We start from the raw sequence: 24,324 nt of genomic DNA, 5'->3' as shown, positions 1-24,324 counted from the left end.
GAATCTGCTCAAAAGGTTATTTCTTTAACCTGTTTCCCTTATATTAAAAATACGTCACCTTAGTTTAAATTTAGTATGAGTTATGAATCCGTAATTAAAATATGTAAGAATGCAGCTTGGGATTTAACATACTTATCTTTTTGGAGTACTCAATACTACTATGAAGACAATGCTGATGAAATATTTCTATTTGCGACTATGGATAAGGAGCTACGGGAATTGTTTTTCTTAACTCATAAAGAATCACTTGATGTATTTAAAAAATCTTTTGGTGAAAAAGTTGGGGGTAAAATTATTAATTCATTGTCAAGCATTTACACAAAAAGAGATAAACCTGATATTAATCAAGAAAAATTAGATAAAATGATTATTAGTGAAAAAGATAAATTAAGAATAATAATAGAAAGTAATTCTCAATCTAATAATATTCAAAATGACCATACTCCCTAACTTGTCGTACTGTAGATGTACTAACCTTTAACTCTATCAAATATGAAACTTAAAGCAATTATTCGATTATTTGGGCTTTTTGCGATACTGGCAATACCCATGATTGTCAAAAGTCAGCCACCGCGCGGCCCGTTTGTGATTTCACCCAAAGTCAATTCCGACAAAACCGTCACGTTTTCGTACTTAGCACCTAACGCCAAAACGGTGCTGTTGGGAGGAAGTCAGTTCGGGCAAGCCGATGTGCCGTTGACCAAAAATGAAGAAGGCGTGTGGTCAGTGACCGTTGGCCCAATCAAACCCGATATTTACCCTTACAGTTTTAAAGTCGATGGCGTGACGGTGATGGACCCCGCCAACGTCGCTTTCTTTCCTAACGAGCGGTTCAAGGCCAGTCTGGTCGAAATCCCTGCGGATGAACCTGCCATTTATGCATTGAAAAACGTACCTCACGGCTCCATTACGTACGAATATTATCCGTCGGTTGAAGGCTCAACGGGTACGGTTGTCGTCTATACGCCAGCGGGTTATACCAAGGAAACCGCCAAAAAATACCCAGTCTATTACCTCATCAGCGGCACAACCGATACCGAAGAAACTTTCTGGAAAGTAGGAAAGGTAAACCTGATGCTCGACAATATGATTGCGGCGGGTACGGCTAAACCCATGATTGTGGTGATGCCTTACGGGAATCCGCTGGCGAAAATTGCCGAGCAAACGGGCAAAGACAAACCTGCCGATGTGATGAGCCGCGACGGTGAAGATGCCCTGCGCCGCATGAAGTTGTTTGAAACTGACCTTGTGTCCCACGTCATTCCGTACATCGAAAAGAACTATCGGACAATCAACAACCGCGACAACCGCGCCATTGGCGGCTTCTCGCGCGGAGGTGGACAGACGTTGCGCACGGCGTTCAACAACGTCGATAAGTTTGCGTATGTGTGTAGCTATGCGTCCTACATTTCGCCCGCTGAGATGGACAAAAGTTTTACCAATATTACCTCCAATCCTGCCAAAACCAACAAAGATTTTAAACTGCTTTGGTCGGGTATCGGAACCGATGATTTTCTGTACAAAGGCACCGTCGAGTTTGAAGACTACCTGAAAGCCAAGAAGATAAATTACAAAAGCTACGTCACCGACGGCGGCCACACGTGGATGAACGTGAAGAAGTACCTCAATGAGACACTGCCTGTTTTGTTCAAATAAAGCCCCAAAAACCATGAGCAAAGCCGCATTTTTCTCACTTATTTTCGGGTTCGTTTCCATGAGCGCACTGGCCCAGCCGCGCCCGCCTGCCATCAGTTCACCTAACGTCCATGCCGACAACAGCATCACGTTTACCTATTTTTCCCGAACGGCGCGTGAGGTAAAACTGTCGGGTGAATTTTTGAAAGAACCCGTTTTACTGGCCAAAGACACCTCGGGCATCTGGCGGGTGACGGTGCCTCCCGTCACGCCTGATATTTACCCCTACAATTTTACCGTGGATGGGGTAGGCGTCGCTGACCCTAATAACACGCTGATTTTTGCCAATGAACGATTCAAGCGGAGCATCGTAGAAGTAAAAGGCGATAAGCCACTGGTTCACAGCCTTCAAAATGTTCCGCATGGCAAAGTGACGTACCATATGTATTCTTCTCAAACACTGAATACAACCCGCCAATTGTTGGTATATACTCCCCCTAACTTTGACGCAAGCGGCAAGACAAAATATCCTGTGTTGTACCTGATTCATGGCGGGTCGGACACCGAAGAGACGTGGACCAAAGTAGGGCGGGCCAACTTCATCGCCGATAACCTTATCGCGCAGGGCAAAGCCAAACCCATGATTATTGTGATGCCCTACGGCAACGTTCGTCCCGCTCCGATGGCCGATTTTACCAAAGACGTGGTGAACGACATCATTCCGTTTGTGCAGGCCAATTACCCCACCCAAACCGACAGCAAAGGCCGCGCCGTGGCAGGGTTTTCGGTAGGTGGCGGGCAAACGCTGAACATCGGCTTTACCAACACCGACACGTTTGCCTACATCTGTTCGTACGCGCCCTACACCGCTACCGACGAATTCAAGAAAAACTTTGCCGACTGGTCGCCCAATGCCGAGAAGATCAACAAACAGCTTAAACTGTTCACCATCAGCGTAGGAACGGAGGATTTTCTTTACGAAAGTGTGAAACAAAACATCGCGATGTTTCAGGAAAAGAAAATCAAGGTCGAACCGATTATTGTTTCCGGCGGGCATACGTGGATGAACTGTAAGCTGTTTTTAGCCAATTCATTACAGCAAATTTTTAAGTAAAAACAAACCCTTATGATGATGAAAAACCGCATTTTGTCAACTTTTATGGCTTCGGCGCTGTCCATCGGACTCTGCCATGCCCAAATCGCCGAAGACTTCAAACCGTCCAGCCTCAACCAACCGGGTCAGGAATACCCGATGGTTAATTCTCAAGGTTACGCCCGTTTCAAAATCGTAGCGCCTGCTGCCGACAGCGTGCGGGTAAGTCTGGGGCTGGGAGGAAAAGGAGGAACAAAACTCGCCAAAGCCGAAGACGGCACGTGGATGGGCACCACCGAAGGGCCAATGGACGAGGGCTTTCATTATTACAACGTCAAAATTGACGGCGGGAAATTCAACGACCCGGGCACGCTCAATTTTTACGGCTCGGTGCGCTGGGAAAGTGGCATTGAGATTCCTGCCAAAGATCAGGATTTTTATGCCCTCAAAAACGTACCGCACGGGCATGTGCAGCAGGTACTTTTCCCGTCGCCAAGCACGGGCACTTCGCGCCGGGCGTTTGTCTATACACCCGCAGGTTATGAAAAAGGAAAAGAAAAATACCCTGTGTTGTATTTACAGCACGGCTGGGGCGAAGACGAAACGGCATGGATGAATCAGGGACGCGCCAATTTAATCATGGACAACCTGATTGCAGAAGGAAAAATCAAGCCGTTTATCATTGTTAATACCTACGGCATGACCAACGAGGTGAAGTTTGGTAAAATCCGTGAATTCAAGATTGAGCCCTTCCAGACGGTGTTAATCAACGAGTTGATTCCGTACATCGACGCTAATTTTCGTACGTTGGCCAACAAAGACAACCGCGCAATGGCGGGCTTGTCGATGGGGGGCATGGAAACCAAAATGATTACCCTCAATAATCCTGACGTGTTTTCGTACTACGGACTGCTCAGCGGCGGCGTATATGCCCCGACCGACATCACCGACAAATCGAAAGTGAAACTGGTGTTCCTGAGTTGCGGCAGCAAAGAGCGCCCCGACGGCGTCAAAAAAGCAGCGGAAGAACTGAAAGCGGCGGGTTTCAACGCGGTATCTTATGTTTCAGAAGGCACTGCCCACGAGTTCCAGACGTGGCGTCGGAGTTTGTACCAATTGGCCCCGATGTTGTTCAAAAAATAACACCAGAAATCAGATGAGAAAAACGGTTCTGTTGTGTCTGCATGGTTTACTTGCCCTGACAGCTGCCTTTGCGCAGCAGCCACGCCGCACGCCCGAACAAGATAGCCTGATGGCACGGATGCAGCGAAAAACAGCGGCCGACCATCGGCAAATGCTGAACCAGCTAGGCATCCAATCGCTTCGTTCGGGGCCATCGGGCAACCCATCCGCGCCCAATGCCGCCAATCGGGACGAAGCGAAGGTGCCGCCTTATACATTACCCGATCCGTTGGTACTCAAAAACGGGAAAAAAGTAAAGTCGGCCAAAGACTGGGTGGCTACCAAGCGGCCTGAATTGGTGGAAGATTTTGAACGGGAAATTTACGGTCGATTGCCCTCAACTATACCAAAAGTAAACTGGCAGGTAGTGTCGGTCAAAGATACTACCGTTGGGAATCAACCCATTAAAGAAAAAACACTGCGGGGTGTGGTGGACAATTCGGCGTACCCAGCCATCAGTGTCAACATTGAACTAGTACTCGCAACTCCTAAAACTGCGTCGGGGCCCGTGCCTGTGGTCATGGAATTTGGCTTTATCCGTTCTCCGTTTGGGAATAATACCCCCGTTCAGCCCATTGGATTAGGGTCGGCGGGCGAACCGACGTGGAAAGAGCAACTGATTTCCAGAGGCTGGGGGTATGCCATTATCGTCCCCTCCAGCATTCAGGCCGACAATGGCGCAGGGTTGACCGACGGAATTATTGGCCTCTGTAACAAGGGACAATTCAGAAAGCCAGACGATTGGGGTGCATTGCGGGCATGGGCGTGGGGTGCCAGCCGCGCCGTTGATTATTTTGAAATGGACAAGGACGTTGATACCAAGCGCATTGCTATCGAAGGGCTTTCGCGCTACGGAAAAGCCACCGCCGTCGCCATGGCCTTTGAGCCTCGTTTCTCGCTGGCTTTCATCGGGTCATCAGGGGCTGGCGGTGCCAAGATTCTACGTCGAATCTTTGGCGAACAAGCTGAAAATCTGGCTGGTTCAGGCGAATACCATTGGTTCTGCGGCAATTTTCTGAAGTACGCAGGGCCGCTCACGCCGCAGGATATGCCCGTCGACGGCCATTCGCTTGTGGCGTTGTCGGCCCCCCGACCTGTTTTTATTAGCTCAGGTTCACCGCAGGTGGAAGGGCAGTGGGTGGATGCCAAAGGCATGTTTCTGGCGGGTGTCCATGCGGGACCTGTTTACAAATTATTTGGGAAGAAAGACTTAGGTACCTCTGATTTTCCCCGCCTCGGCACTCCGCTGATTGACGGAGAAATAGCCTTTCGGCAACACGCAGGCGGACATAGTACAGGCCCCAACTGGAGCACGTGGATTGCGTGGGCCTGTCGGTATTGGGGTGATTGTAAATATTACGAATGATATTGGCTTAATTGATTAAACCCTTTCATTATGAAGCATTTATTGCATTTTAGTTTTGCACTTTTCGCCTTTGTGGGTGGCTTGCATGCTCAACCCACCGACAAAGAAATGCCCAAAAGTTTTGATCAGGTCAGAACGGGCATTGCCATGGGTAAACTGGACACGGTGAAGTACGAATCCAAAACGGTCGGTAGTACCCGCAAAGCACTCATTTACATGCCGCCCAATTTTAACAAAAAGACCAAATACCCCGTGTTGTACTTGCTGCACGGCATTGGTGGCGACGAAAAAGAGTGGCTCAAAGGTGGGAATCCACAGGTGATTCTGGACAATTTGTACGCCGACGGCAAACTCGCGCCCATGATTGTGGTCATGCCTAACGGCCGCGCCATGAAAGACGATCGTGCGGTGGGAAACATCTTTGACAAAGACAAGGTAGAAGCCTTCGCAACCTTTGAAAAAGACCTGCTCAACGACCTGATTCCGTTTGTGGAGAAAAAATACCCGACGCTCACCGACCGCGAAAACCGCGCCATTGCGGGCTTGTCGATGGGAGGCGGGCAATCGCTGAACTTTGGGTTGGGCAATCTGGACAAATTCGCCTGGGTGGGCGGGTTTTCGTCGGCCCCCAACACCAAAACACCGCAGGAATTGGTGCCCAATCCCGAAGAGGCCAAACAAAAACTGAAGCTACTCTGGATTTCGTGCGGCGATGCCGACGGGCTCATCACGTTCAGCAAACGTACCCACGATTATTTGTACCAAAACAGCGTACCGCACATCTATTACCTCGAAGCGGGCGGGCACGACTTTAAGGTGTGGAAAAACGGGTTGTTTATGTTCTCGCAATTCCTGTTTAAACCCGTCGATACGGCGTCGTTTCCTTCGTATTCGGTGCTGGGAACGCCTGCGGCTACCAACATCCGCAACGGCAAATACCCGCAGATTCTGCCTGATAACCGCGTAGTTTTTAAAGTTAAAGCACCTCAGGCACAGAAGGTTCAGATAGACTTGGGTAAAAAATACGACATGGTGAAGGATACCGCAGGCTTCTGGAACGTGACGACGGATGTCATCAGCCGTGGTTTCCATTACTACTCGCTCATCATCGACGGGGTAGCCCTTGCTGACCCTGCCAGCGAATCGTTCTACGGCATGGGGCGCATGGCTAGCGGCATCGAAATCCCGTACGAAGGCAGCGGATTTTATACCCTTAAAGACGTCCCACACGGCGACATTCGTATCAAAAAATACTTCTCGAAAGCATCCAACGCGTGGCGCGAAATGTACGTGTATGCGCCTCCGGGTTATGACAAGTCTTCTGAAAAATACCCCGTGATGTACCTCCTCCACGGCGGAGGCGAAGACCAGCGTGGCTGGGCTACACAGGGCCGTACGGACGTTATTCTCGACAACCTGATCGCCGAAAACAAAGCCAAACCGATGTTGATTGTAATGGTGGACGGGAGTTTCTACGGTAACGGTGGTGGTGTGGCAGGCTTTGGGATGCAGCAGTTAAACCAGTTTGAAAACGAGCTCAAAAACGCTGTCATCCCGTTTGTGGAAGCCAATTTCCGCACCCTGACCGACGCTAAAAACCGCGCGCTGGCAGGTCTTTCGATGGGTGGTTTGCAAACGCTTCACGCTGGTGTTCGCAATTCTGATTTGTTCGGCTATCTCGGGGTATTCAGTTCAGGCTGGTGGGCCAACAATACCAAACTCTCTGATCCTCAGTACGAATTCATGCAGGCCAACAAAGACAAAATCAACGCCAACATCAAACAATTCTGGATTTCGCAGGGAGGTAAAGAAGACATTGCCCACGCCAACTGTCAGATTATGATGAAGAAGTTCGACGACATGGGCATCAAGTACCAGTACAGCGAATACGCAGGCGGGCATACATGGCCCGTTTGGCGGCATGACCTGTTCGGATTTTCTCAGTTGTTGTTTAAGTAAATGATGGTCTGGAATGTAGAGTAGAAGTTCCCTTCGGCTTCGCGCAGAAAACAACTTTTGATTGTTGGTATCTGTGTGAAGCCGAAGCCAGATAAGTAAAGTAGTTAGTCCAAAATCATGGATAATGAGCGAATTTTGAAAATATACTTACAAGTGAAAATTGGCCTGTTTTTAAAGAACCCAAACGATGAAAAGAATACAAAAGTTAGTATTTCCACTTTTGTCATTGAGCATTCTGCTTAGTGGACAAACTTTTATACACCAAGCCAAAGCGCAGCCCCCTGGTCCGCAAAGAGCACCGCTGCCACCAATACCTATAAAAGGTGACACTACACATACATTAACAAGGCACTTTAAATTGGCTACCAACACTAAAATAGCTCCCTATGCCAATGGTTTTATTCATAGGTGGTTGGTGTTAGAACCAATCAAGAAAGACATAGCAAGAAATAATATCTTCACCGACAATTACTTACGCAGTGAGTTCAAAAACAATAATTTTTCGGAAGATTATTTAATGATACCCAAGGCTGGTGAAATGGTAAAGGTTGATAATCAGGCGCTCAACTGGTATGCTCTGGATAGTAAAACCTTTAATTTTAATTTGTTCAATTTTTCCTACGACATCAACAAACCGAAGTATGGCTTACTTTTTTGGTTGGTTACCGTCATTGACTGTTCAGAGGAAATTCAGAATGTAAGAATGACTGCAGGGTGTAATTCGGGAGGGATGTTTTGGCTCAATGGTCAGGAAATACTGATGCTTTCAGGTGACAGAGATATGATAGTTGACAATGTGGCGTCACCCTTATTAACCTTAAAAAAGGGGAGAAATATTATTCGGGGAGCCGTAATTAATGGCCCAGGGATGGCTAATTTTTGCCTTCGTTTTATTGACGAAAGGGGCCAGCCTGTCAAAAATATCAGTATCAGCAAAGATTAAATTCTCATCAAAATTTTAACAAAAAAATGAAATGTAAACTAATTGCTTTTTTATCAGTACTACTTGCAACTACTGTATTAGCCCAGGTAGGCAAACCCTTCATCCATGACCCTTCAACCATTGTAGAATGTGACGGAAAATTCTACACCTTTGGAACAGGTGGCGGAGGGTTAATATCAGAAGATGGCTGGACGTGGTTTGGAGGCGGTGTCAGGCCAGGTGGGGGGGCTGCTCCTGATGCTATCAAAATTGGCAATCGCTATCTGGTGGTCTATGGGGCAACGGGTGGTAGTCCTTCGCACAAAGGTATTATCTATACGATGTGGAATAAGACACTTGATCCAAAATCGCCCGACTTCAAGTATTCTGAACCCATAATAGTGGCTACTTCTGATGGTTACGAAGAAAACGATGCCATAGACCCTGGTATCATGTTAGACCCTACCACAGGCCGCCTCTGGTTAGCCTACGGTACCTATTATGGATTCACTCGCATTATTGAGCTAGATCCAAAAACAGGGAAACTCAAAGACGGAAATAAACCTGTAGATGTAGCCATAGTTTGTGAGGCTGCTGATTTGATATATCGCGATGGCTGGTATTATTTACTTGCTACCCACGGGAGCTGTTGCGATGGTGCCAACTCAACGTATAATGTTGTCGTAGGCCGTTCTAAAAAAGTAACCGGGCCGTACGTTGATAATGTAGGTAGAAGCATGATGGAAGGTGGTGGCAAAATGGTGGTGGCTACGCGTGGGCGACTCATAGGCCCCGGGCATTTTGGACGAATAATTCTTGAAAAAGGTGTTGAAAAAATGTCAATTCATTATGAGGCAGATTTAGATCAGGGTGGTCGCAGTGTATTGGGTATCCTTCCCATTGTCTGGAAAGATGGCTGGCCGATAGCTGGTGAAAAATTTAAAGAAGGCACTTATGAAATAGAATCGGTTAGAAGAGGATATGGTTTAGAACTCGCCGTAGATTTTAGCAGAATGGCTGTTGCCCCGCGAGGATTTAGCCAAGCCAATACCGAGCCTATTAAACCAGTTCCTGCTCAGGAATTAGCTGATGTAATTAAAAATTGGCCAACAGGTAATATTAATGTACGCATAGGTGATTACATGTATCGCCCTCACCAAAAATGGACCATTACCGATGCGCCTGACTCTACTGGTTATTTAGGCGGTCCATATTACAAAATTGTATTAGCAGGTACCGAACGAGCATTATCCGCAACCGCAGATGCTCAGGTAATAACTGTCCCCGTCTTTACAGGTAGTCCAGAACAATTATGGCGAATAGACCAGCTAACGGATGGTACCTATCGAATCATGCCCAAGGTAGTGCCAAATTCGGGCAAAAAGCTGGCATTGGTATCATCAGGAGATAGCACACCGATGCTTGCCGAATTTGACTTTGAAAGTGATAATTCTAAATGGAATTTCAGGGCGCATTAATTGTGCTCTGTAGAGCTGATAAGCAAATTTATAACCGTTTTTTCAATAAATGTTTCACTCAAAAACCCCCAATTTTTCACAATGAAAACTCTATTTTTTTCTCTGATTTTATCAATCGCCAGCCTTGTAGCCATGGCGCAGAACCCTATTGACGGCAACTGGAAAGGCAGCCGCGAAACGCCCAACGGCACGTTTGAAGTAAATTATACTTTCAAAGTGGAAGGCGACAAATTGACAGGCACGTGGAAAACACAATTTGGCGAGGCTAAGCTTGAAGATGGCAAAGTAGAAGGCAAAAAGATTTCGTACACCATTTCGTTTAACGACCGCAAAATGAGCTACACAGGCGAGTTGGTTTCCGACAAAGAGTTGGTCGTAAAAAGCGAGCGCGGTGAGATGAAGCTTGCCAAACAGTAGTTATTTATTCATTAACCCAATAATCAAATGTTTTCAAAAAAAAGCGTAAAGGCTGTAAGTACGGCCATTCTGATGGCGGGAGCAACAACTGGTTTTGCTCAATCCATTCCGTCGTTGAAAGATACCTTTAAAAATGATTTTGGCATCGGGACGGCCTTGAACAATAGCCAGATTGAGGAGCGTGACCCTGCGATGACCCAATTGATTGTGAGCCAGTTTAATATGGCAACGCCCGAAAACGTGATGAAATCGGCGTTAATCCATCCGAAATGGGATACGTATGCTTTTGAGGTTCCCGACAAACTGGTCGAGTTCGGCAAAAAACACAACATTAAAATCAACGGCCATACCCTGATCTGGCACAGTCAGTTACCGTCGTACATTCGGGGCATTCGCAGCAAAGACTCCATTCAGACGTTTTTTGAAAACCACATCAAAACCGTGGCGGGCCGCTACAAGGACAATATCTTTTCGTGGGATGTAGTTAACGAAGCCCTGAACGAAGACGGAACTTTGCGCAAAACTGTTTTCCTAGATTATCTGGGTGAAGGCTACATCGCCGAAGCTTTCCGCCTCACGCAGCAGGCCGCGCCCAATGTGGAACTGTATTACAACGATTATAACAACGAACAACCTGCCAAACGCGCGGGCTGTATCAACCTCATCAAGAAAGTACAAGCTTCGGGCGCGCGCATCGACGGCGTGGGGATTCAGGGGCACTGGCACGTAGGTAAAGTCCCTTTCAAAGATATCGAGGAAAGTATTTTACAATATGCCGCATTGGGTCTGAAAGTCATGTTTACTGAGCTGGACATTGAAGTATTACCCCGCAATTTTCAAGGAGCCGACGTCAATCAACGAATGGGTAGTGATCCAAGTTTAAACCCTTATACAGCAGGCTTACCCGACGATGTACAAAAGCAATTAGCGGCTGATTATGAGGCTCTTTTTAAATTATTTTTAAAACATAAAGACAAAGTGACACGGGTTACGTTCTGGGGTGTCAACGACGGCAACAGCTGGCTTAATGGCTGGCCTGTGCGCGGCCGTACTAACTACCCGTTGCTTTTTGACCGCAACAACCAGCCCAAACCCGCTTTTTACTCGGTAATCGGGCTGAAGAAATAAGCAAAAACCTACCAAGTGAGAAGCCTCTAAAAGTAATAAAGAGAATATCCATTTGGTAGGTTTTTATTTTTTTGCCGTACCTTCACCACTGACGTTGCTACATTTGTTTGGAGGGAAAAATAGGCGGATTTAATATATCAACTAAATTTGACTATGAGAAAAAGACCGCAACGGCGCCCCGCTTAAAAATTTGATAGACAAAGCCCCACATTTAAAAGAGCTTTTTGAACTAATTACTTCTGTACCAGGAGTAGGTTCAGCTACTGCTTCTGAGGTAATTATCACTACTAACGAATTTACTGCCATTGCTGATCCCAAAAAATTAGCGGCATCGGCCGTCCGACTGTCATGCAGGGGTTGTTCCTTTTGACGGGGTCGCCCTTTAGATTTGTACTATGGTAAAATTTCAAGATTAGGTATTTTTATCGAATAGTAAATAGTGCGGATTTTCCTATGGGGTCGCCGAGCGGTTAGAAAACAGCCTGCAGATTAAAAAAACAGGCGGCCTTCAAAGGGAAAAACGGACGCTATTGATGCAGTTCGTATTGCGAAGTATGCTTTTCGATTTAGAGATAAAATCAGGTTTTGGCAGCCTCCAAGGCAAGTAATTCAACAATTAGCTGCTTTAAGTGCGCTTCGCCAACGGTTATTGTTGGTACGACAACAACTACAACAGCCTCTTGATGAGCAACAATCATTTGTAGACTCCTCAATTCAAAAACAACTCTTAAAAACTTGCCAAGCTTCCTTGAACGCAATCAATGCAGACATTGAAAAAGTAGACGGGCAAATTAAAGAACTGATAGAAAAAGACCCACATTTGAAAGAACTGTTTGATTGTATTACCTCTGTGCCTGGTGTAGGTGCTGTTACCGCCTCAGAGGTTATGTCGCTACTAATGAATTTAACGCTATTTCTGATCCTAAAAAACTGGCGGCATCGGCCGTCCGACTGTCACGCAGGAGTAGTTCCATTCCCGCACCAATCGGGCAGTACTGTAAGAGGAAAAACGGGGGTTAGTCATCATGCTCGAAAACGATTAAAATCACTTTTTCATTTAGCGGCCATGTCTGCCATCAGAGTAAAAGGCGAAATTCAGGACTATTATCTGCGAAAAGTTGCCGAAGGCAAAAATAAAATGTTAGTCCTGAATGCTGTCAGAAACAAGCTTATCCATCGGGTTTGTGCCGTTGTCCATAACCAAAAAAAATATGACAAAAATTATACACCTATGCTTGCATAAACCATAGAAATCCGTGCGCTACCAATCGGGCAGTAGCATTAGAGGAAAAACTAAGGTTAACCATCATACCCGAAAACGGTTAAAAAGCCTTTTCATTTAGGAGCCATGTCCGCCATTTGAGTCAAAGGGGAAATTCAAGACTATTATTTGAGAAAGGTCGCTGAAGGCAAGAACAAAATGTCAGTTTTGAATGCCGTTCGCAACAAACTTATCCATCGCGTCTGCTTGGTGGTGCATCACCAGCATTCTGCGATAGTAATTGGTTCTGATTCACTTTAGGTAAAAAGTAGTATTTTTCTCAGATTTGGGCATGAATTTATCCCTGATCATGCCTGAATATTTCCAACAGGTTTCGGCCAATGGCATTCAAATTGTCTTAATGGCTACCCAGTTGAGCAGTTTATGTTCTTCTTGTCAAACGCCCTCCAATAAAGTTCATAGCTTTTACAAACGTAGATTGGCCGATTTAGCCATCAGTGGCAAACCGGTCACGTTACAGATTCATTTATGAAAGTTTTTTTGTAATAATTCTGCTTGTCCACGCAAGATATTTGCCCAAAGTTCATCGACGTTTAAGCCTTATACCAGGCGACTTAACCGTGTGGAACAACAACTTCAACTTATTGCTTTACAAACTGGGGCACGACCATCAGCCCGACTATGTCATTTAATCGGTCAGCCAGTGAGTTACTCTACTCTCTTACGCATTAGCCATAAGACACCACCAATGAAACAGTCTGTGGTTAAGCGTCTAGGGGTTGATGATTTTGCTTTTAGGAAAGGTGAATATTCCGATGAAATTGATCAGCCTTCTGCGATTTAAATTGACCGGGTAATTCCGATTGAAATTGCGCAGGTGTGGATAAGTCTGTTAGAGAATCCATCTTTTGTTTTAGAATACGCTGATAAACCCCGTATTCGAGCAAGCGATGGCTAACAAACTTACCCAGATGTACCAGATAAGACGAATCATTCAATTGCAGATACAGGGCATCTCTCGCAGTGAGATTGCTCGCACTCAGGGTCTTTCCCGTAACACCGTCAGGCACTACCTTGATTTATTCAAGAGCTACTTTAAGGACCTGTCAGAAGCGCTGACCTGGAGTGATGAAGCGCTTCATCGGTTAGTGAGCGGTAAGCCTGCAGAGCCCTCTCCCAAACATCAAACCCTGCATGAACGTTTTAAAAACTATGAGCAGGAATTGTCTCGTGTCGGTGTAAGCCATCAACTGCTTTGGTTGGAGTATCGTAAAGAACAACCGGACGGAGTTCAATTCTCTCAATTTTGCAACCTGTTCCGCCAATGGCAGAAGCATCAGCAGGTGATCATGCATCTGGAGCACAAGGCTGGGGAAAAGCTTTTCATTGATTTTGCCGGCAGCAAGTTGTATTGGACCGATATTCCCACGGCCCAAAGCATAGCAGCAGAAGTTTTTGTGGCTACCTTAGCCTGTAGTCAGCTTACCTATGTGGAAGCTATCCCTTCGCAAAGCAAAACCCACTTTTTAGCCGCATTATCAAACGCGTTGGTTTATTTTGGCGGTGTTCCACAAGCCATCATACGGCAGCGGCCGACCGTCTGATAATCTGAAGTCCGCAGTCACTAAACCGAACCGTTATGAACCCCATCTTAATGAGAGCCTTGAGCATTTTGCCGCTCATTACGGCAGCTGCATTTATCCGGCCCGAAGTGGAAAACCCCGCGATAAATCCTTAGTGGAAAAGGCGGTTCAACTTGCTTATCAACGCATTTATGCCCCGCTTCGTAATCAGGTCTTCAGTTCTCTTGCGGCACTCAATGAGGCCATTTTGCCCTTTCATAATCAGGCTCTTTTTCATGGAAAAGACTATTCCCGTCGTTCCCGTTTTGAAGAAGTTGAACGTTTCGCTTTGAGGCCATTGCCCTCGGAAAAATATCAATTACAATCCTATCATACGGCCAAGGTCCATCCCGATTGCCACTCCACTTCTCTCCGAGGACAGGCACTACTACTCAGTGCCTTATACGCTTGTGGGTCAATTTGTAAAGATGGTTTATAATGCGGAGACGGTAGAGATTTACCACAACTACCAACGAATTGCTACCCATCAACGCATGGTATCTAAACATCATTACACCACTCTGAAAGAGCATTTGCCCGCTCAACACCAATGGCTGATGAATTGGTCCCCCGTTTTCTTTGAGCAGGAAGCCCTCAAAATCGGGATGAATACTCATTTGGCCATCCAACAGTTGCTCAACAGAAAAACCTACCCTGCTCAGTCCTATAAATCATGCGCTGGCGTACTGAGTTTGGCCAAAAAGGTAGGTGCTCAACGCATGGAGAATGCCTGTCAAAGAGCTATCGCCTATGAGGGAATATCCTATACACTTATTAAAAGTATTCTCGACCGAGAGTTGGACTACATTCCCTTAGCAGATGAAACAATTACCTCACCAACGGGCATTTATCACGAAAATATCCGTGGAGCAAGTCACTATCAATAGTTTTTCTTTTCAACCGTAAAACAAAGCACAATGAATACACACGAAACTATCTCTCAAATGCGAGCACTCAAATTAATGGGGATGGCTAATGCCTACCAAACCCTCTGCGAACTGCCAGTGGATAAACACCTAAGCTCACAGCAGCTCTTGGCCCAAATTGTAGAGGCCGAAATCCTTGACAGGCAACACCGAAAAACACGCTCAGCTATCCAACAGGCGCAATTCCGCTACCAAGCCACGGTGGAAGAAATTATCATCGCTTCCGAAAGAAATCTCAGTAAGGATATGGTTTATAAATTGGCTGATACCTCTTTTGTGAAAAGACATGAAAACATAATTATCACCGGAGCGACGGGCTGCGGGAAAAGTTTTATTGCCACGGCCTTGGGCTATCAAGCCTGCCAGATGGGGTTTAGGGTCATCTATTTTTCATTACCTAAGCTGCTGCAACGGCTTCATCTGGCCAAAGCCGATGGTTCTTATATCAAAGAACTTGCCCGAATTGAAAAATATCATTTGCTTATTCTGGATGACTGGGGTATTCAACCACTGGATACCGGTGCGCGACTCGCCATTTTACAACTCATTGAAGACCGACATGGCAAAGCTTCCACTATCATCACTGCTCAAATGCCTGTGGCCAATTGGCATGATTATATCGCGGAACCTGCTTTGGCGGATGCTATTTTGGATAGAATTTTATCGCACACCCATCGTATTGACCTTAAAGGTGGCTCCTTGAGAAACACCGCGAAAAATAATCCTAAATGAATTCTTTAACTATATTTGCATCACTTCTCTAAGTTATCCACAGCTGCGCAAATTGCATCGGAATACCCTCATCAATTACTATCGGAATACTCACGTGACCGTTCCGGTGCATATGCCAATGCTATCACTAAGGCTTGCCCCAATGCTGTTCAAATAGCAGATAGGTGGCATTTGTTAGCTAATCTTTCGCAAGCAGTAGAACGTTTTTTGGATACTCAACGCAGTACCATCAACCAATCACTTAAAACCAGCCTTTTGACAATTGATTCATCTTCTGCGGTTAAATCCTTGAGTGAAGAACAGTTACCTCCTTTTCTGACTTGGGAGAATGACTTGTCAAAACTCATGACAATGTCTCCAACAAGTTATACCTCAAAGCGTTTTGTAATGTATCAAAAAGTGAAACAACTTCAGGCCCAAGGTCACGCAAGGCGAGCCATTGCTCTTCATCTGGGTATTGCCAGAAACACTGTGATTCGCTATTGGCACCAAAATCAGTTTGTTTCTCGGCAGACCCCAAAACAACCAAATCTGCTACTTTATGAGGGGTATCTCCGCAAGCGTTGGCTGGAAGGACAAACCAACGTAAAGCAACTGCTGATTGAAATCAAAAACTTTGGCTACAATGGACTTTCTGTCAGCCTATCCACGGTTAGAGCTAACGCCTGTTTTACCTCCTACCAGGAAAACAAACAGTTACAACAGTCGCAGAATTTGTCGACTTTTGGATCAGCCAGAAGATGAGTGGTCAATTGATGAAAATGCCTTCTTGACCCATTTACTGAAGGAAAATGAACCCATTCGACAAGTAAATGCCTTGCGCAAAGAATTTCATCATCTTATGAAAGAAAAGCGGGTCGATGGTTTAGCCCAATGGTGTAAAAAGGCTGAACAACTATCTGCTTACGTTGGGTTTGTGCGTGGTCTAAGGCAAGACTATACCGCCGTTGAGCAAGCTTTCTGTTCCCATTGGAGCAATGGACAAACTGAAGGGCACCCAGGCCGCTGGAGCGGTGAATCGCTTGAAAACAATTAAGCGTTCAATGTATGGGCGAGCTGGCTTCGACTTATTGCGGATAAGAGTCCTATTCAGAATGGCTCCCGTCACCTAAAGTGAATCAGAACCGATTTAAATCGCAGAAGGCTGCTCAATTTCATCGGAATATTCAGCATGCGAAAAAAGCGGAGGAGCAGTGTCTCAATACCTGCTAATCAGTCTGCTTCATTTAGACCTGCAGTTTTGGTTGCGTCTTCAGATGCAAAACGGTCTCAATACCTGCTAATCAGTCTGCTTCATTTGGACATCAAAGTTAGCAACTGGACAAGCTCTAAAGATGCTGCTGTCTCAATACCTGCTAATCAGCCTGCTTCATTTGGACTAACACTAGAAATATATGGAGATAGTGATAGAGCTGTCTCAATACCTGCTAATCAGTCTGCTTTATTTGGACACACTTTGTTGTCTGGCAGTAACGCCACACCAACGTCTCAATACCTGCTAATCAGTCTGCTTCATTTGGACATTTACACTTGCACCCCAACTAAGATTTTTATCTGAAAACAGGAGATTATTCTCTTCAAGTACATTTCTAATCTCAATCATTTCAAGGTCATACCCTCCTAATAAAAAGTGTAACATATTGATTTTGATGTTTTAAATATTTTTTGATAAAAAAATCTTGAACTATACAAGTTACCGTTGAAAGCATAATGATACATAAAAATCAAAAAAATTGAAGCCTAGGTTACAAATCAATGAACATCAGGTATAATTCCTCAAAATGGTAAGAGTTACTCGTTTGGAAGTTAATCAATGTTTTATTTATTTAATTTACCTGTTATTTTATGAAGAAATACGCTGCATTTGTTGTTTTCTGTTTCGCTCTTGCTCCTGTCTATGCTCAAATCTCAGTGGTAGGAGCGACTATTTCAAGTGCTAACACCTCTTACAATGTAGGAACCCCCTCAAACTCCCAAGTTTTTAATAGTGATGCGGGGAGTACTATTTATATTGATGTTCCTTGGTCATTGTCTTCACCTGTCCCATTTACTCAGCATCGAATCTACCGAGTCAATAGCACTTGGAAACTTGATAAGGTTTTTATTGGGGCAAATAGTCCAACTATTACATCTCTTTATACAAAAGCAGGGACGGACTCGACACCACCCTGCGATTGGGGAAATGGGCTTCTTTTGACGGGGACGTGTATAGGTCAGTCGTCACAACCAACACAAGCCACAACCCAACCATCACCTCCAATTTTATGGTCATTCCACAACTCTCCTCAAGTGCTATCTCTTCTTTGAACTCTCCTCCAAAAGGAGCCTTGATTTTTGATACAACCAATAACTGTCTAAGGCTGTATAAAGGAACAGAGTGGAAATGTCTAGCGGCTCAATAGAGTCATAAAGTTTTAATCAAAAAGTATTATTCAAAGTTGTGTACTCCTTCAAAAATCAAAGGGCTAGCTACTACTTTGTTCAAGCAGGACCTCATTGGCGGCATAAAGACATGGGAGTGCGGATACCGAAAAGCTTGTAAAGTAGGTAAAAACGAAAACAATTAAAATTATGTTAGTGTCAAATTTTGAATTGCTGATTAAGAGAATTGCCCCAAGAGTTCTATCTAATCCTAATTTTATTGATACAAAGTATGTTTTGAAATCTGATTTAAGAATCCCTTTCATTGTCCATCAATGAATAACATTTCTACCAGTAGAGTGCTAATGGCAGATGGCATGCCTAATCCAATGAAAACATCCCAAAACAATATACAAATGAGGAATAAACTGATTTTTATTCTTATCTACTTCATCCAACTCACTTCTTTTGCCCAAACTTCTGGCCCATCCCAGCCTGAAGTGCAAAGTTTTCAACCTGTTACCATGACCAACATGGTAGACCCTTCCTCGGGCGAATTTAGGTATCAAATCCCCTTGTTCACTATTGGAGGCTACCCTGTCAATATCAATTATAATAGCCAAGTGACGATGGAGCAAGAAGCCTCGATGGTAGGATTGGGTTGGAACTTGAATGTGGGAGCAATTACTCGACAGGTAAGAGGATTACCCGATGATTTTAAAGGGGACTTTGTGAAACGACAGGTCAGTATGAAACCTAATATAACGATTGGTCAAGGTATTGGGTTTTCATTAGAAATTTTAGGTCGAGAAAGTGAGGTATTAGATAGTCAACACTCTGGAAGTCTAAGTGCCAGCATGGGTGTATTTTTTAATAATATAAATGGTTGGGGGATTGATGCAAGAATTAGGCCAGGATTTAGCGGCCATTTTGGTGGTTGGGCAGCTAATGCAGGAATCGGAATTTCCTCAAATTCACAACATGGTACAAATATTAATCCTTACGTTGGGTTAAGCAAAGTATGGACTAAGAGTAAAAGCGTGGAAATAGGACAAAGTAAGATTGAAGGCGAAAAATTGCGTATAAGATCGGCCAGAATAAAAGTTAATGGTTTATCTTCAAGTGCAGGGTATGATTTTTCAAGCTCTACTTTCACACCAAAGTTAGATTTGGCCTTTACAACCAAAAATTATGATTATAAAGTAAAAGGGGGATACGCCTTCCCATTGGCAAATGTTGGTGGTGAACTAAATTTTAACAAAGTGGTTCAAAAACTTTCGGTAAACGAGGTGTTAAATCCAGCATTTGGTTCTTTATATGCTGATTTTGGAAAGGACAAAGAAGATGCATTGATGGATTTTGTTCGTGAACATGATGGAATCATGATGGAAGATAAACCCAATTTGCCATTTACTTTTAATACACCTGATATGTATTCGGTGGCTGGGCAAGGCATTGGAGGTATTTTTGAATTGAAGCGAAATAATGTTTTTGTGGCTTTTGATCCATTTGTTAAAACAAACGCTAATGCCTTAGGTGCTGAAATTGACTTAGGTTTTGGCCCAACCGATGGCCATATAGGAGCCGAAATACGTGGAGGCTATACCAGAAATACTTCTTCTAAATGGGATGGAAGCTCAAATAAAATTCTTCCAAATGTAGATTTTAATAATCTGACTGGAAGCTTATCAGAGAAGGTGTATTTTAAAAATCCATCGGATGTGATGTTTAATTCTAATCCGATATATCAACTTTCAGGAATCAAACCAATTGCTCCTATTCTAAGCCATGTTCCCTACTGGGGAGGCCAAACCAAGGAAACCAAAATCAATGTTGAGGACAACGAACTAAATATTACAAGGGATAACTTTCTTAACTCTAACCGTGATAAAAGACTTGATGTAATATACTATTTAAATGCGAAAGAAACCCAAGCAAAGGGCTTTCAACAATTTATTTCTTCTTATAAACTTAACGAATTTTCAGACGGTCAAGTTACTTATCTACCTCGTGTTGCTCAAAATAGGCCAGATAATCAACTCTCTGAAATGATCTGCCTAAAACCGGATGGTCAAAAATACGTGTTTAATATCCCTGCTATAAATAATGAAAAACGAGAGTTTTCTTATTCTATTAATGACAGTGAGATTGATAATAGCTATGAAACTAATCGGGTAGTAAGTCAATTCTCGACTAATTATGATGGTGGTAAAGATGGCTATCTTTCGGTTACCCACACACCGGCCTATGCCCATGCTTTTTTACTTGGTTCGGTTCTATCGCCCAATTATATAGATGTTGATGCCAATGGCCCAAGTGTGAATGATTTGGGTGATTATGTAAAATTCAATTACAGTCTATTAGACTCAAATTTTTATTGGCGGAGTAACAACAGTCTTGAAAAAGTGGGAGCCGACAAGGGAAATGTGGCCGATGATAGGGATGCCAAAGCTTTTTACTCAGAAGGCACAAAGGAAATATGGTTAATACATTCCATCGAGTCAAAAAATGAGGTAGCCAGATTTTACTATTCTAACCGAGCGGATGCATTTGATTTAAAAGACCCAAATAAAAAATTACAAAAACTGGATTCTGTGTTAATTTTTTCAATGGCTGAATTGAATAAACCCATTCCAATGCCACTGAAAAAAGTGTATTTTCAATATGATGATACAAATCCGCTTTGCAAAGGCATTTTCAATAACAACTCGTTGGGAAAGCTAACCTTGAATAAGGTTTATTTTAAAGAGGGTAGCAGCCACAAAGGAAAACATAGTGCCTATGAATTTGGCTACGGATTCAACAAACCGTATGATGAACTATCAGTAGATAGATGGGGAAATTATAAAACCAACTCTAATTTTCCAATTTCATTAGATAATAAGAAATTTCCCTATGTATCACAAAACAACATTACTGAAACGAATCAATCAGCGGCAACATGGTTGTTAAATTCCATCAAACTACCTTCTGGTGGGGAAATAACGATAAATTATGAAGCACACGATTATGCCTATGTACAGAATAAACGAGCCATGTACATGACACCAATCGTGAGTGTTGTAAAAGAAAAACCAAATACTGTAATCACCGAAAATACATTATATACTGGCAACACTCCTCATAATTATTTGATATTCAAACTGAAAATACCTTTTGTGGGTACGCTGTCGGAAATTGAAGCAAAGGAAAAACTAAAAGCAGAATACCTAACAGACCCTACTGATAACAAATATGGATCAATTTTAGATAATCCTCATGCCAACTTTTATGGAAAATTTTACTTAAATGTTGATAGAGGTTTTTCTAAGTACGAGGAAATTCCAGCTTTTCTTGATATTAAAGAGTGTGGTGTGATTAAAGATGGGAATCAATATAACTATGGTTGGATAGAACTAAAAGGTGCACCAATTGCCGATGGCAATAATGATAATGCGAATCAAATATCAAAAATAGGTTGGGAATTTGTGAAACATACTTATCCTCACCAATTATTTGGATTAGACGAGCAAGTTGGTGTCGGAGAAAATGCCGATGTTGATTTTATGATGACAATGTTTGAAAATATACCCGATATAGTTAAAGGCATTATCGAAATTGGACCTTACCGAAAACTGCGTAGTGACAACATAGCTCAGAAAATAGATTTAGAGAAGTCATTTATTCGATTATATGAACCATCTTATCGAAAAATTGGTGGTAGTGGGGCAAGAGTGAAAAAAATAACAGTTTCTGATCATTGGAATAACATGGCGGGAGCACCAGCAACCGAATCGGCTTATTCAATTGTGTATGATTACTCCAAAACAGAAAACGGCAAGATTATTAGTTCGGGGGTAGCTTCTTATGAACCCGAGGTAGGCGAAGACGAAAACCCCTGGTATCAGCCGATTCATTTTAAAGAAAAAAATGTACTCCAACCCGATGACAATAAATTTTTAACTGGTCCGATTGGGAAATCTCTGTTTCCTTCCGCCAGCATAGTATATAGTAATGTAAAAGTTACTCAAAATCCTGTTGTAAATCAGCAGACGGAAGAAGGAGCAGGAAATACTATCTATGAATTTTATACAGCTCGTGATTTTCCTATTCAGGAGTTAGAGACAAAAAAAGAGACCAAAAGAGTACCAAAGTTAAAACTCACTCCAATGTTCGGTATTTCCAATGACTATATGGCAACTGTCATGGGGTACAGTATTGTCTCCAATGATATGCATGGAAAGCCTAAGTCAGAATCAATCCATGGCGAGGGAAATAACCTTGTTTTGCAAAAAAAATACTTTTACAAGTCAAATAGTAGTGGGGTACTAATAAATGAGGTGCCATCTATTGATGCAAATGGAAATGTATCTATTAATCAAACATTGGGTGTTGAAACCCTACTGACGGGAGATGCCCGCCGATTTGATACGGAATCTTATTCTGGCAGTTTAAAAGGTAATCTTGACATAAATTGGAGTACACTTGCACCACTTACAGTACCAACTTTTGTCCCAGATTTTTCATTTGAAAAAAAATCTTTCTCCTCCTTCACTCTCACCAAACACATCCGCCAACAAGGAATTTTAGATAGTGTAGTAGTTACCGATAAAGGCTCAACAATTGCCACCAAAAATCTGCTTTGGGATGCCAAAACAGGAGCCGTTTTATTGACACAAACCACCAATGAGTTCAAAGACCCAATCTACAATTTCACTTACCCCGCTCACTGGGCGTATAAAGGCATGGGCATGGCTTGTGAGAATATTGGCACAGAAGTAGCATCAATAAATGTAACTAGTACTACATCAATACAAATTTTGGGAGAACACTCTTACTTTTCGCAGGGAGATATTTTGTTTGTTGAAAAGGCTGGGCAAGAAGGCAAAAAGTTAGTAGTAGAAGATATTCAAATATTAAATAACTATACAACTCTTAAAGTAAGACCTCTGCACTTACCCATTCAAAATCCAGCGTTTAATTTAACAAATTACAACTTAGGAAAACTAAAAATCATTCAATCAGGCAAACGAAATGTAGCCACCACGTCTATCGGAAGTCTTGTGTTACTGAAAAATCCTATCGTAAATAATCGTTTGCAGATAGATCAGGCAAAACAAATCATTGATGCCAATGCGGTGGTGTTTGACAATAAAACCAAGGATATTGATTGTGATACTTGCTCGTATAATCAACATAAATTTATTCAAAAACTCACTTCGGTCAATAACTTAGGAGCTTGGCAGCCTGTGGCTACCTATAAATTTGTTGATGACAGAACACAAACCGCTCCAAACCCTGTATTACGCACCGATGGTGCTATCAAAAACTTCGTTCCGTTCTGGAATCGTGTTAATAATGGTCGTTGGCTGGGCTTTACCAATCAAGGAACACCTGATAACAATCTTTGGATAGCACCTGAAAAAGTGACGATGGTAGATGCCGAATCGCAGCCTTTGGAAAGTAAAAATGCCATTGGTATTTATTCAAGTGTGTCGTTCAGCAATTTTGATGGCATGGTCAATGCCACCACTGCCAATGCCCGCTACCACGAAATGCTCTTTGATGGTTTTGAAGATTATATGCCTTGCCCTGACGATAATCATTATACGCTTCTTTCGTCTCAGTATCCCACTTTCCGTAGCAATGAGCAGGCTCATACAGGCAACTATTCAATGAAAACTGGAGCGACAGATTTTACCAAAATCATTAAAAATGCTAATGTAGCCTATGAATGTGAGAAAGTAGTAGAAGTAATTGACCGCATCTACAATAATGAAGATGATTATTCAAAATTTGACTTTCCGTCTTTAAGTGAAAAGTGTGACTGCGAGCCTGATTTTCAACTTCAACCCAACAAAGAATACATCCTATCGCTTTGGGTGCGAGAAGCCAATGCTTCGAGCAATGCCATAGATTATCAAAGTGCCAACGTTAAAATAGCGATGGGTTCGGGGGATACTGCCACTTCCATTACTGCCCGCCCCGACGGACAAATACTGGACGGCTGGCAGCGAATAGAAAAACGTTTTACAATACCTTCAACAAATACTCAGATAAGGCTGATTTTCTCACCCAATACCTATTTCGATGATGTCAGGATTCATCCTGCCGATGCCAACATGAAATCGTATGTGTATGACGAGCGAGATTACTCGCTGATGGCAACACTTGATGAAAACAACTTTGCCACTTTCTATGAGTACAACAACGAGAAAAACCTCAAACGAGTGAAAAAAGAAACCGAAAAATCGGTGGTCACTTTGCAGGAAGTAAATTTTGGAGCAGCTAAAAAATAATTA

The 24,324-nt window shown here is 43.4% G+C and carries 22 protein-coding genes and 1 pseudogene; all 23 read left to right on the top strand.

Features of this window, described 5'->3' with window-relative positions; translation table 11 throughout:
- The first annotated feature begins 75 nt into the window (after positions 1-75).
- Positions 76-450, top strand: coding sequence for a hypothetical protein (locus tag AC23P2_RS28050; protein ID WP_487776267.1), 375 nt, complete (start codon positions 76-78; stop codon positions 448-450).
- Between the two features lie 42 nt (positions 451-492).
- Positions 493-1,656, top strand: a complete 1,164-nt coding sequence (locus tag AC23P2_RS28045) for an alpha/beta hydrolase-fold protein (RefSeq protein ID WP_487776266.1) — start codon at positions 493-495, stop codon at positions 1,654-1,656.
- A gap of 13 nt (positions 1,657-1,669) precedes the next feature.
- The gene (locus AC23P2_RS28040) at positions 1,670-2,749 is read left to right on the top strand and encodes an alpha/beta hydrolase-fold protein (RefSeq protein ID WP_487776265.1); all 1,080 of its coding nucleotides are present in this window, start codon (positions 1,670-1,672) and stop codon (positions 2,747-2,749) included.
- A gap of 18 nt (positions 2,750-2,767) precedes the next feature.
- Complete coding sequence (locus tag AC23P2_RS28035; protein ID WP_487776264.1) at positions 2,768-3,871, top strand: alpha/beta hydrolase-fold protein; 1,104 nt, start codon at positions 2,768-2,770, stop codon at positions 3,869-3,871.
- A 13-nt stretch (positions 3,872-3,884) separates the two neighbouring features.
- On the top strand, positions 3,885-5,276 hold the full coding sequence (locus AC23P2_RS28030; protein ID WP_487776263.1) for a glucuronyl esterase domain-containing protein: 1,392 nt from the start codon (positions 3,885-3,887) through the stop codon (positions 5,274-5,276).
- A 30-nt stretch (positions 5,277-5,306) separates the two neighbouring features.
- A complete protein-coding gene (locus AC23P2_RS28025; RefSeq protein ID WP_487776262.1) occupies positions 5,307-7,235 on the top strand; it encodes an alpha/beta hydrolase-fold protein in 1,929 nt (642 codons plus the stop codon).
- A gap of 187 nt (positions 7,236-7,422) precedes the next feature.
- A complete protein-coding gene (locus tag AC23P2_RS28020; protein WP_487776261.1) occupies positions 7,423-8,178 on the top strand; it encodes an acetylxylan esterase in 756 nt (251 codons plus the stop codon).
- A gap of 26 nt (positions 8,179-8,204) precedes the next feature.
- Entirely contained in the window at positions 8,205-9,635 is a 1,431-nt protein-coding gene (locus AC23P2_RS28015; protein WP_487776260.1) for a family 43 glycosylhydrolase, read from the top strand.
- Positions 9,636-9,716: 81 nt separating this feature from the next.
- Positions 9,717-10,052: a hypothetical protein gene (locus tag AC23P2_RS28010; RefSeq protein ID WP_487776259.1), complete on the top strand. Its 336-nt coding sequence runs from the start codon at positions 9,717-9,719 to the stop codon at positions 10,050-10,052.
- A gap of 27 nt (positions 10,053-10,079) precedes the next feature.
- The gene (locus tag AC23P2_RS28005; RefSeq protein WP_487776258.1) at positions 10,080-11,180 is read left to right on the top strand and encodes an endo-1,4-beta-xylanase; all 1,101 of its coding nucleotides are present in this window, start codon (positions 10,080-10,082) and stop codon (positions 11,178-11,180) included.
- A 190-nt stretch (positions 11,181-11,370) separates the two neighbouring features.
- Positions 11,371-11,550, top strand: a complete 180-nt coding sequence (locus AC23P2_RS28000; RefSeq protein ID WP_487776257.1) for a transposase — start codon at positions 11,371-11,373, stop codon at positions 11,548-11,550.
- Between the two features lie 159 nt (positions 11,551-11,709).
- Positions 11,710-11,799: pseudogene (locus AC23P2_RS27995) on the top strand (hypothetical protein); the annotation flags it as partial.
- A 129-nt stretch (positions 11,800-11,928) separates the two neighbouring features.
- Positions 11,929-12,423 carry a transposase gene (locus AC23P2_RS27990; RefSeq protein ID WP_487776256.1) on the top strand — a complete coding sequence of 165 codons (495 nt, stop codon included), beginning with the start codon at positions 11,929-11,931 and terminating at the stop codon, positions 12,421-12,423.
- 310 nt (positions 12,424-12,733) lie between these two features.
- Positions 12,734-12,934 (top strand): transposase family protein, encoded by a 201-nt coding sequence (locus AC23P2_RS27985; protein WP_487776255.1) that lies wholly within the window; start codon positions 12,734-12,736, stop codon positions 12,932-12,934.
- A gap of 439 nt (positions 12,935-13,373) precedes the next feature.
- A complete protein-coding gene (locus AC23P2_RS27980) occupies positions 13,374-14,006 on the top strand; it encodes a transposase (RefSeq protein ID WP_487776254.1) in 633 nt (210 codons plus the stop codon).
- Complete coding sequence (locus AC23P2_RS27975; protein WP_487776253.1) at positions 13,960-14,463, top strand: hypothetical protein; 504 nt, start codon at positions 13,960-13,962, stop codon at positions 14,461-14,463. The genes AC23P2_RS27980 and AC23P2_RS27975 overlap by 47 nt, the downstream gene beginning before the upstream one ends.
- Positions 14,453-14,911: a hypothetical protein gene (locus AC23P2_RS27970; protein WP_487776252.1), complete on the top strand. Its 459-nt coding sequence runs from the start codon at positions 14,453-14,455 to the stop codon at positions 14,909-14,911. The genes AC23P2_RS27975 and AC23P2_RS27970 overlap by 11 nt, the downstream gene beginning before the upstream one ends.
- 30 nt (positions 14,912-14,941) lie before the next feature.
- Complete coding sequence (gene istB / locus AC23P2_RS27965; RefSeq protein WP_487776251.1) at positions 14,942-15,682, top strand: IS21-like element helper ATPase IstB; 741 nt, start codon at positions 14,942-14,944, stop codon at positions 15,680-15,682.
- Positions 15,683-15,697: 15 nt separating this feature from the next.
- A complete protein-coding gene (locus tag AC23P2_RS27960; protein ID WP_487776250.1) occupies positions 15,698-16,426 on the top strand; it encodes a transposase in 729 nt (242 codons plus the stop codon).
- On the top strand, positions 16,407-16,718 hold the full coding sequence (locus AC23P2_RS27955; RefSeq protein ID WP_487776249.1) for a transposase: 312 nt from the start codon (positions 16,407-16,409) through the stop codon (positions 16,716-16,718). The genes AC23P2_RS27960 and AC23P2_RS27955 overlap by 20 nt, the downstream gene beginning before the upstream one ends.
- An 809-nt stretch (positions 16,719-17,527) precedes the next feature.
- Positions 17,528-17,989 (top strand): hypothetical protein, encoded by a 462-nt coding sequence (locus AC23P2_RS27950; RefSeq protein WP_487776248.1) that lies wholly within the window; start codon positions 17,528-17,530, stop codon positions 17,987-17,989.
- Complete coding sequence (locus AC23P2_RS27945) at positions 17,947-18,084, top strand: hypothetical protein (protein ID WP_487776247.1); 138 nt, start codon at positions 17,947-17,949, stop codon at positions 18,082-18,084. The genes AC23P2_RS27950 and AC23P2_RS27945 overlap by 43 nt, the downstream gene beginning before the upstream one ends.
- Before the next feature lie 348 nt (positions 18,085-18,432).
- Positions 18,433-24,321 carry a carbohydrate binding domain-containing protein gene (locus tag AC23P2_RS27940; protein WP_487776246.1) on the top strand — a complete coding sequence of 1,963 codons (5,889 nt, stop codon included), beginning with the start codon at positions 18,433-18,435 and terminating at the stop codon, positions 24,319-24,321.
- The last annotated feature ends 3 nt before the right edge of the window (positions 24,322-24,324 follow it).

This window comes from Runella sp. R0.1_18 (assembly GCF_057652155.1).
Note: the sequence above shows the minus strand (reverse complement) of the source record. Positions and strands in the feature narration are given on the sequence as shown.

Coding starts and splice junctions, on each gene's coding strand:
- AC23P2_RS28035 (WP_487776264.1), top strand. CDS start 2,768: ATGAAAAACCGCATTTTGTCAACTTTTATGGCTTCGGCGCTGTCCATC.
- AC23P2_RS27970 (WP_487776252.1), top strand. CDS start 14,453: ATGGTTTATAATGCGGAGACGGTAGAGATTTACCACAACTACCAACGA.
- AC23P2_RS28045 (WP_487776266.1), top strand. CDS start 493: ATGAAACTTAAAGCAATTATTCGATTATTTGGGCTTTTTGCGATACTG.
- AC23P2_RS28020 (WP_487776261.1), top strand. CDS start 7,423: ATGAAAAGAATACAAAAGTTAGTATTTCCACTTTTGTCATTGAGCATT.
- AC23P2_RS28025 (WP_487776262.1), top strand. CDS start 5,307: ATGAAGCATTTATTGCATTTTAGTTTTGCACTTTTCGCCTTTGTGGGT.
- AC23P2_RS28005 (WP_487776258.1), top strand. CDS start 10,080: ATGTTTTCAAAAAAAAGCGTAAAGGCTGTAAGTACGGCCATTCTGATG.
- istB (WP_487776251.1), top strand. CDS start 14,942: ATGAATACACACGAAACTATCTCTCAAATGCGAGCACTCAAATTAATG.
- AC23P2_RS28040 (WP_487776265.1), top strand. CDS start 1,670: ATGAGCAAAGCCGCATTTTTCTCACTTATTTTCGGGTTCGTTTCCATG.
- AC23P2_RS27940 (WP_487776246.1), top strand. CDS start 18,433: ATGAAAACATCCCAAAACAATATACAAATGAGGAATAAACTGATTTTT.
- AC23P2_RS27950 (WP_487776248.1), top strand. CDS start 17,528: ATGAAGAAATACGCTGCATTTGTTGTTTTCTGTTTCGCTCTTGCTCCT.
- AC23P2_RS28050 (WP_487776267.1), top strand. CDS start 76: ATGAGTTATGAATCCGTAATTAAAATATGTAAGAATGCAGCTTGGGAT.
- AC23P2_RS27985 (WP_487776255.1), top strand. CDS start 12,734: ATGAATTTATCCCTGATCATGCCTGAATATTTCCAACAGGTTTCGGCC.
- AC23P2_RS27945 (WP_487776247.1), top strand. CDS start 17,947: ATGGTCATTCCACAACTCTCCTCAAGTGCTATCTCTTCTTTGAACTCT.
- AC23P2_RS27980 (WP_487776254.1), top strand. CDS start 13,374: ATGTACCAGATAAGACGAATCATTCAATTGCAGATACAGGGCATCTCT.
- AC23P2_RS28010 (WP_487776259.1), top strand. CDS start 9,717: ATGAAAACTCTATTTTTTTCTCTGATTTTATCAATCGCCAGCCTTGTA.
- AC23P2_RS28030 (WP_487776263.1), top strand. CDS start 3,885: ATGAGAAAAACGGTTCTGTTGTGTCTGCATGGTTTACTTGCCCTGACA.
- AC23P2_RS28015 (WP_487776260.1), top strand. CDS start 8,205: ATGAAATGTAAACTAATTGCTTTTTTATCAGTACTACTTGCAACTACT.